8 protein-coding genes are annotated in these 7517 nt (G+C 39.4%); all 8 read left to right on the forward strand.

Going from position 1 to position 7517, the window contains the following annotated elements; translation table 11 throughout:
* The first annotated feature begins 58 nt into the window (after window positions 1–58).
* The gene (locus BCG07_RS17045; RefSeq protein ID WP_004586074.1) at window positions 59–322 is read left to right on the forward strand and encodes a DUF4212 domain-containing protein; all 264 of its coding nucleotides are present in this window, start codon (window positions 59–61) and stop codon (window positions 320–322) included.
* Window positions 323–332: 10 nt separating this feature from the next.
* Window positions 333–2057: a sodium:solute symporter family protein gene (locus BCG07_RS17050; protein WP_286891236.1), complete on the forward strand. Its 1725-nt coding sequence runs from the start codon at window positions 333–335 to the stop codon at window positions 2055–2057.
* A 105-nt stretch (window positions 2058–2162) separates the two neighbouring features.
* Window positions 2163–4001: a DUF294 nucleotidyltransferase-like domain-containing protein gene (locus tag BCG07_RS17055; protein WP_286891238.1), complete on the forward strand. Its 1839-nt coding sequence runs from the start codon at window positions 2163–2165 to the stop codon at window positions 3999–4001.
* 7 nt (window positions 4002–4008) lie between these two features.
* Window positions 4009–4632 carry a 3'-5' exonuclease gene (locus tag BCG07_RS17060; protein WP_286891239.1) on the forward strand — a complete coding sequence of 208 codons (624 nt, stop codon included), beginning with the start codon at window positions 4009–4011 and terminating at the stop codon, window positions 4630–4632.
* 59 nt (window positions 4633–4691) lie between these two features.
* On the forward strand, window positions 4692–5366 hold the full coding sequence (locus BCG07_RS17065; RefSeq protein WP_286891240.1) for a hypothetical protein: 675 nt from the start codon (window positions 4692–4694) through the stop codon (window positions 5364–5366).
* Window positions 5367–5509: 143 nt separating this feature from the next.
* Window positions 5510–6235: an SIMPL domain-containing protein gene (locus tag BCG07_RS17070; RefSeq protein WP_286891242.1), complete on the forward strand. Its 726-nt coding sequence runs from the start codon at window positions 5510–5512 to the stop codon at window positions 6233–6235.
* A 26-nt stretch (window positions 6236–6261) separates the two neighbouring features.
* Window positions 6262–6522 carry a hypothetical protein gene (locus tag BCG07_RS17075; RefSeq protein ID WP_286891244.1) on the forward strand — a complete coding sequence of 87 codons (261 nt, stop codon included), beginning with the start codon at window positions 6262–6264 and terminating at the stop codon, window positions 6520–6522.
* Between the two features lie 165 nt (window positions 6523–6687).
* Window positions 6688–7517 (forward strand): glyceraldehyde 3-phosphate dehydrogenase NAD-binding domain-containing protein (locus BCG07_RS17080; protein WP_286891246.1); only part of this gene is annotated, 830 nt, incomplete at its 3' end.

A 7517-nucleotide genomic window follows, 5' to 3' on the forward strand; every position in this document is an offset into this window, starting at 1 on the left:
TAGCGAAGATAAAAAACCACCCATCGCGATACTGCGGTGCTTAAAGGGGAAAATAAAAATGGCTTTTAAAGACGAAGAACAAGCAAAAGCTTATTGGGCTGAAAACATTTCACTACTGTTTAAATTACTAGCAGTGTGGTTTGTGGTCTCATTTGGCTTTGGCATATTACTGGTAGATGTACTGAATGAAGTACGTTTTTTTGGGTTTAAACTTGGCTTCTGGTTCTCCCAGCAAGGCGCGATTTACACCTTTGTGGCTTTGATTTTTGTGTACGTTTTCAAAATGAATACGTTAGATAAAAAATACGGCGTAGACGAATAGGAGCTAAGTAATGGATGTTCAAACACTCACATTTATAATTGTTGGTTTAAGCTTTGCGCTTTATATCGGCATTGCAATTTGGGCCCGTGCGGGTTCAACAAACGAATTTTACGTAGCGGGCGGCGGCGTACCTCCACTAGCTAATGGTATGGCAACTGCAGCTGACTGGATGAGCGCCGCGTCGTTTATTTCAATGGCGGGTATTATTTCGTTCGCAGGGTATGATGGCGGCGTTTACTTAATGGGGTGGACTGGCGGTTACGTATTGCTCGCTATGTGTTTAGCGCCTTACTTACGTAAATTCGGCAAGTTCACAGTACCTGACTTTATTGGCGACCGTTACTACTCGCGCACAGCGCGCTTAGTGGCCATTTTATGTGCCATATTTATTTGTTTTACTTATATTGCAGGGCAAATGCGCGGCGTAGGCGTTGTGTTTTCTCGCTTTTTAGAAGTAGAAATTGAAACCGGCGTTTACATTGGTATGGTGATTGTATTTTTCTATGCGGTTCTTGGCGGCATGAAAGGCATTACCTATACGCAAGTAGCGCAGTATTGTGTACTTGTATTTGCATACTTAGTTCCGGCTATTTTTATCTCAATGATGATGACGGGTCACTTCTTTCCACAAACAGGCTTTGGTGCCACTTTAAGTGACGGCTCAGGTATGTATGTACTTGATAAACTTGACGGGTTAAGCGCAGAGCTGGGTTTTGCACAATACACCGAAGGCTCTAAAAGCATGATTGATGTATTTGCCATTACAGGTGCATTAATGGTCGGTACTGCAGGTTTACCACATGTAATTGTTCGCTTCTTCACTGTACCGCGTGTAAAAGATACGCGTATTTCAGCTGCATGGACGTTAGTATTTATTGCTATTGTTTATACTACCGCACCGGCAGTTGCCTCGTTTGCACGTGTAAACATGATCGACACAATCAATGGTAAAGACGGCAGTGGCACAGAGTACGCAGAAGCACCAGCGTGGATCAAAAACTGGGAACGTACAGGCCTAATCACTTTTAATGATAAAAATGGTGACGGCAAAATGTTCTACACAGCAGGTAAAATAGAAGATCCAAATAGCGCAAACGAAGTAAAAGTAGACCGCGATATTATGGTATTGGCTAATCCTGAGATAGCTAATTTACCTGCATGGGTTGTTGCACTTGTAGCCGCAGGGGGGATTGCAGCAGCACTGTCGACAACAGCGGGTTTACTACTGGTTATTTCGACTTCTGTTTCGCACGATTTACTCAAACGTACTCTGAAACCCGATATTAGTGATAAACAAGAGCTACTGGCCGCTCGATTAGCCGCGATGATTGCCATTGTTATATCTGCTTACTTTGGTATTAATCCGCCTGGCTTTGTAGCATCGGTGGTCGCATTTGCCTTTGGTTTAGCTGCTGCGAGTTTCTTCCCTGCAATTATCATGGGAATATTCTCTAAAACAATGAACAGAGAAGGCGCTATTGCAGGCATGATTACCGGTATTGGCTTTACTGCAGCGTATATCATCTTCTTTAAATTTGTGAGCCCTGAGCTTAACAGCCCAGAGAATTGGTTCTTAGGTATTTCGCCTGAAGGTATAGGTTTAGTCGGTATGGTAATTAACTTTGTTGTTGCTGCCGTAGTACTGAAATTTACTCAACCAACACCTGTTGAAATACAAGAAATGGTAGAAGGTATTCGTAATCCTAAAGGGTCGGCAGAAGCGCACGCGCATTAAGCCAACTTATATGTAAAGTACCAAAAGCCCGACCTTAGTCGGGCTTTTTATTTGTATAAATAATGAGTACATTGGTGCTGTGTATACTTTTTAGTGAGTGTAACAATGAGTGTAGAACAACAAGAAGTAGCCCAATATGTTTACCTTCAAGCGCCTTTCAGCATGCTCGATAACAGTGCTTGCGACTACTTTGTAAACCATCTTGATGTTATTTATTTAACGCGAGAAAATCAGGCGCAGTGGCTACAGAGCGAACACCCAAAGCTTTTTTTAATTCGCTCAGGTCTTTACGATCTAGTTGATGCTAAAGGTGATGTAGTAACACGTTTGGCACAAGGTGATTATTTTGGTTTTCCTTCGCTTTTAACCGGCGAAGCAATTCAAAATAAATTGGCGGTTCAAAAAGAGGGCATAGTGTATATGCTCAACCAAGAACACTTTGATTTTTTACGCCGAGAGTACAAACCGTTTGAGCAATATTTTGTAAGAGCTCACGCCAATAGATTACTATCATCACATTATAAAAGTAAAAACGACAGTTGGTCAGAGCGCAGAATATCTGAACTCATGACCCGCACAGCCATAACGCTTTCACCCGATGCCAGCATTCGACAAAGCGCTAAAAAAATGAAAGAGCACGGTGTGTCGTCAATTATGGTTATTCAACACGCCCATTTAGTTGGCGTGGTAACAGACCGCGATCTGCGAAATAGGGTGCTTGCCGACGAGGTAGACCCGCAAGAAGCGGTTAGCAGCATAATGACCACAAACCCTAAATTTATATTTGAAAATAACCGCGTGTTTTCTGCGTTGCATTTAATGCTCAAATATAATATCCACCACTTGCCAGTGCTTGATGAATGCCATAACCCGATAGGCATGCTCACCAGTACTGATTTACTGCGCCAACAAAAAAGTGATCCTGTGCAGCTCATTGGCCGCATTTATAAAGCGCATAACGTGACCGACTTAAAACGTTACGCCAAAGAAGTGCCCGATTTACTAAAGAGCTTCTCTCATAATATTGACGATATTTCACTTATTGGTAAATTACTAAGCGGGTTAACCGATGCATTAACATCGCGCTTGATCAGACTATTTCAAGAAGATCACGGCGCAGCCCCAACCAGTTTTAGTTTTATATGCTTTGGCTCACAAGCGCGCGAAGAGCAAACATTGCATTCAGATCAAGATAACGGCCTACTGCTCCCCAACGATTTAACTCAAGAGCATCATACTTATTTTAAAAAAATGGGAGAGTTTGTTTGCGAACAACTCGTTGAATGCGGCATTAGGCGATGCCCTGGTAACATAATGGCAAGTAGTGACTTATGCCGCATGAGCGTGAACGATTGGTCGGAACGCTTTTTTAAATGGATAAAAAGCCCAACCCCCGAAGCCATGCTTAACTGTAAGATATTTTTTGATTTACGCTTTATAGAAGGTTCAAATTCGTTATATACCGCATTTTGTGAACAATTAGTGCGCATATCGCGAAACGATTTATTTTATGCAGCCATGGCTACCGACATAAATAATAACAGCGTACCCATAGGGTTATTTAACAAGTTTAAAACGCAAAAAGATGACAACAATCACAAATACATAGATTTGAAAAAACGCGGTGTGGTGATCATTAACGACATAGTGCGCTTATACGCATTAAAAGCGGGAATTAAACGGGCTAACACCCAAGAGCGCCTAGAAGCATTATTAAAGTATAACCTCATCAACAAAGACGATATTTACAACTTAAAAGACTGTTGGCGGTTTTTAACTCAGCTGCGCTTAAGCACACAAATTAATGAAGAGGGGTTACCAAGCAACTGTATTAACCCTAATAAATTAAATTCACTAGAGCGCCATCAGTTAAAAGAAGCGTTTTATTTAGTAAAACAAGCGCAGCAAGGCGCCGCGTTTAAATTTGCACGGGGCAGTTTGTGAGGCTCTCATGGTAAAAATGTTACTTTCGCGGTATATAAAGCGCCGTCAATTACTAGCAAAAAATGCATTCTCGCAGCGCTATTTGGTGATTGATTTAGAGCTCACTGGGCTTGACCCAAAACAGCACGAAATAGTGTCGGTTGCATGGGTTGTAATTGATAACCAGTGTATAAAAATGAGCGAGTCGCAGCATTTTATTAATAAAGACGTAAAAAGCCTTGAACAAAGCCCGGTTTTTCATGGTATTAGTACTGACTCGGTGGCACAAGGGCAAAGCCTACAGAGTATTTTAATGTCTTTAAGCGCTCACTTTAGTGACTGCATTTTAGTATTTCATAATGCTATGCTTGACTGGGGCTTTTTAAAGTTAGCACTAAAAAATGCAGGGGTCACCCAGCGGCCTAAGCTGATCATCGATACCCTACAAATAGAAAAAAAGCGCTTACTGCAACACACAAGCGATATAAAATTAGATGATTTAACCTTAAATGAATGCCGTAACCGCTACGATTTACCAAGCTATCATTGCCATCATGCGCTTACCGATGCACAAGCCACTGCTGAGCTGTTATTGGCCCAATGCCATCAAATAGGCGCCGGTAAAGAGTTAACGTTAAGAGCACTAGTTTAACAAAGCTATTTCACTTACGTATAATTTTGTTAAACTCAATCCTTTTAAAAGGATTTATTATGGTAATTGAAGCCGCCAGTAAGTATTACAACCAGTTAAACAATGACCTTCAAGCAGTTAAAAATTACATTCACAACAATTTTGGTGTGTTTCTTACTATTCTTTACTTATTAGGTAGTTTATCAGGTGTTGTGTATCTTTACGTTTTACTTAATAACTTTTCGGTTGATGTATTCAACTTTATTGAAATAAGTGACTTTTTACTGGCACTGATTTCAAATCCTTTACTTATTACTATTTATACTACGCTCATCGTTATAACAGCTATTTATTTAAATTGGCGCTCAGGACACATGCCAGATCCTAGTAAAAAAACCGTGTTAAAAAAACTTTATTATGGCTTTGGTTACCCGTTCTATTTATTAAAACCTAGTTACTCAGTAATGTTATTTTTAGCACTTATAATATCTACATACCCTACTATGTTGGCGTATTCACACAGTAAAGACATAGTAAATGAAAGAACAATGAGTTATCACTTATCATTAAATTATCCAATTGCTAAGAGTAAAGTAACTCAACTTCAAAATGTTCAAATAGTAGCCTCAACAATGGGGAATTTATTTGTTTATGATAATAAACAAGATAAGTTACTTATTATTTCACAAGAAAATATTTCAGCATTGATACCTAATGAAAATAAAGAACAAACGGTTAGCTCAGAGTCAAAATAATAGCCTCTACATCACCCAAAAATTAGCTGATTTAATGGGGATACTCAGGCACGTAAGCATAAAATATTTAGCTGAAATATTATTAAATGTTACTTATAGGTGTAGGCATATAAGTCATAATTTCACTTTTACAAGGAACGAATATGAAACTTATCATCGCTATTTTTATTGCCTTATTTCCACTTGTTACGTTTGCAAATTCAAGTTTGCCGCCGAATAGACATATTGCTGTCCAGGGGAAGGGTGAGGTATTAGCTAAACCAGATCTAGCCAAAATTTCATTTGAGGTGGTTAGTATGAAAAAAGAATCACTTGATGCAAAACGTGATGTGGATGCTAGGGTTAATTTATTTTTAAACGGTTTAGATAAATATGGGGTCGCAGAGTCGGCAGTATCAGCCTCAAATTTATTAACTACTGCTGATATGCAATATTTAGAAAGTGGTGAAGAAAAACGGGTAGGTTACATTGCTTCGCGTTCACTCAAAGTTACTATTGATGATATTAACAAGATGAATGAAATTGTTGATTTTGCATTGAGTGTAAAAATAAATGAAGTAACTAATATAGAGTTACTGTCTTCAAAAGCCAAAGAGTTGGAAGCTCAGGCTACGCAGAATGCAGTAGAAAATGCGAAAGTTAAAGGTAAAGTACTAGCGAGTTCATTTGGTGCATCTCTTGGAAATATTTATAGTATTAATTCTAATAACAATCGCTCAAATTATGGCTATCATTCAATGTATGTTGAGCGCATTGATGTGACTGGTTCGAGAATGGGAGAATCTCCTTTTGCAGCGGGGCGTTATTTAGAAATTTCTATAACATTTGAATCATCTATAAACGTAGTGTTTGACCTAGAGATAAAATAATAATCAGGGTATGAGGCATTAGAGAAATGGAATTAAATTATTTTTATATTGGATTTTGTGTCATTACATTACTGAATCTCATTGTTAGTGTTCTTTTAATAAAGCGCGATGATTTAGAGGTTTTTCAAAAAGTGGCGCAAGTCATATTGGTCTGGTTAATTCCGTTGTTTGCTGCGGTTGGCTTGTGGTTGTTTTATCGCTCACAGGATAAGCCCAAAAGTATACCTAAAAGCTTTGGTGGAGGAACTTCCTCTGGTACGAACACATACAATGGCAGCGGGTTATAAGCAAATTTTAACGTGTATACTTTAAGGCTATGTGGGGATTTTCAACGTTAATTTAAAGTTTCTAATCGCTCCCTCTTATAATCAGGCGCAAGGTCGATTACAATACAGGCATCTAAAAGGCACATAGCCTTTATCTGCACGCTAAAAGAGTGGATTTTATATTTCATGGCAATCAAACTTGCAATTAATGGTTTTGGTCGTATTGGTCGAAATATTGTCCGCGCGTTGTACGAGTCAGGTTTGAGCGACGAAATTAAAATTGTTGCCATTAACGAACTGGCTGACCCTGAAGCTATTGCTCATTTATTAAAATACGACACATCCCACGGTCGTTTTTCTTTTCCTGTAAAACTTGGTGAAGACACCATTAGTGTTGCAGGCGATACTATTGCACTTTTTTGTGAAGAAAACCCAGTAGAATTACCTTGGCAAACCCTTGATGTAGATGTAGTACTTGAATGTACTGGTGTTTATCATTCGCGTGAGCATGCACAGTTACACATTACAGCGGGCGCCAAAAAGGTGTTGTTTTCGCATCCAGCTGATAACGACGTAGATGCCACTATTGTCTATGGCATAAACGACGATGAGCTTAAAAGCGAGCATACTATTGTATCTAACGGCTCGTGTACCACAAACTGTGTAGTGCCAGTAATAAAAGTATTAGATGATGCCTTTGGTATTGAGTCGGGTGCTATTACCACTATTCATGCATCGATGAACGATCAACAAGTGATTGACGCGTACCATCATGATTTACGCCGTACTCGCGCCGCGAGTCAATCTATTATTCCGGTAGATACAAAACTTGCCCGCGGTATAGACCGCATATTACCTAAATTTGAAGGTCGCTTTGAGGCCATAGCTGTTCGCGTTCCAACAATTAATGTAACGGCCATGGATTTAAGTGTAACGGTTAATGCCGATGTAGATTTAAAGGCCGTTAATAATGCACTTAAAGCACAAGCAAAAGATAGACTCGAAGGTATTTTAAG

Source organism: Pseudoalteromonas sp. ESRF-bin5 (assembly GCF_002632075.1).
Lineage (GTDB): Bacteria > Pseudomonadota > Gammaproteobacteria > Enterobacterales > Alteromonadaceae > Pseudoalteromonas > Pseudoalteromonas marina.

Bases quoted from the DNA above. Each gene is read 5' to 3' on its own strand.
- BCG07_RS17045 (WP_004586074.1), top strand. From the start codon at position 59: ATGGCTTTTAAAGACGAAGAACAAGCAAAAGCTTATTGGGCTGAAAAC.
- BCG07_RS17050 (WP_286891236.1), top strand. From the start codon at position 333: ATGGATGTTCAAACACTCACATTTATAATTGTTGGTTTAAGCTTTGCG.
- BCG07_RS17055 (WP_286891238.1), top strand. From the start codon at position 2,163: ATGAGTGTAGAACAACAAGAAGTAGCCCAATATGTTTACCTTCAAGCG.
- BCG07_RS17060 (WP_286891239.1), top strand. From the start codon at position 4,009: ATGGTAAAAATGTTACTTTCGCGGTATATAAAGCGCCGTCAATTACTA.
- BCG07_RS17065 (WP_286891240.1), top strand. From the start codon at position 4,692: ATGGTAATTGAAGCCGCCAGTAAGTATTACAACCAGTTAAACAATGAC.
- BCG07_RS17070 (WP_286891242.1), top strand. From the start codon at position 5,510: ATGAAACTTATCATCGCTATTTTTATTGCCTTATTTCCACTTGTTACG.
- BCG07_RS17075 (WP_286891244.1), top strand. From the start codon at position 6,262: ATGGAATTAAATTATTTTTATATTGGATTTTGTGTCATTACATTACTG.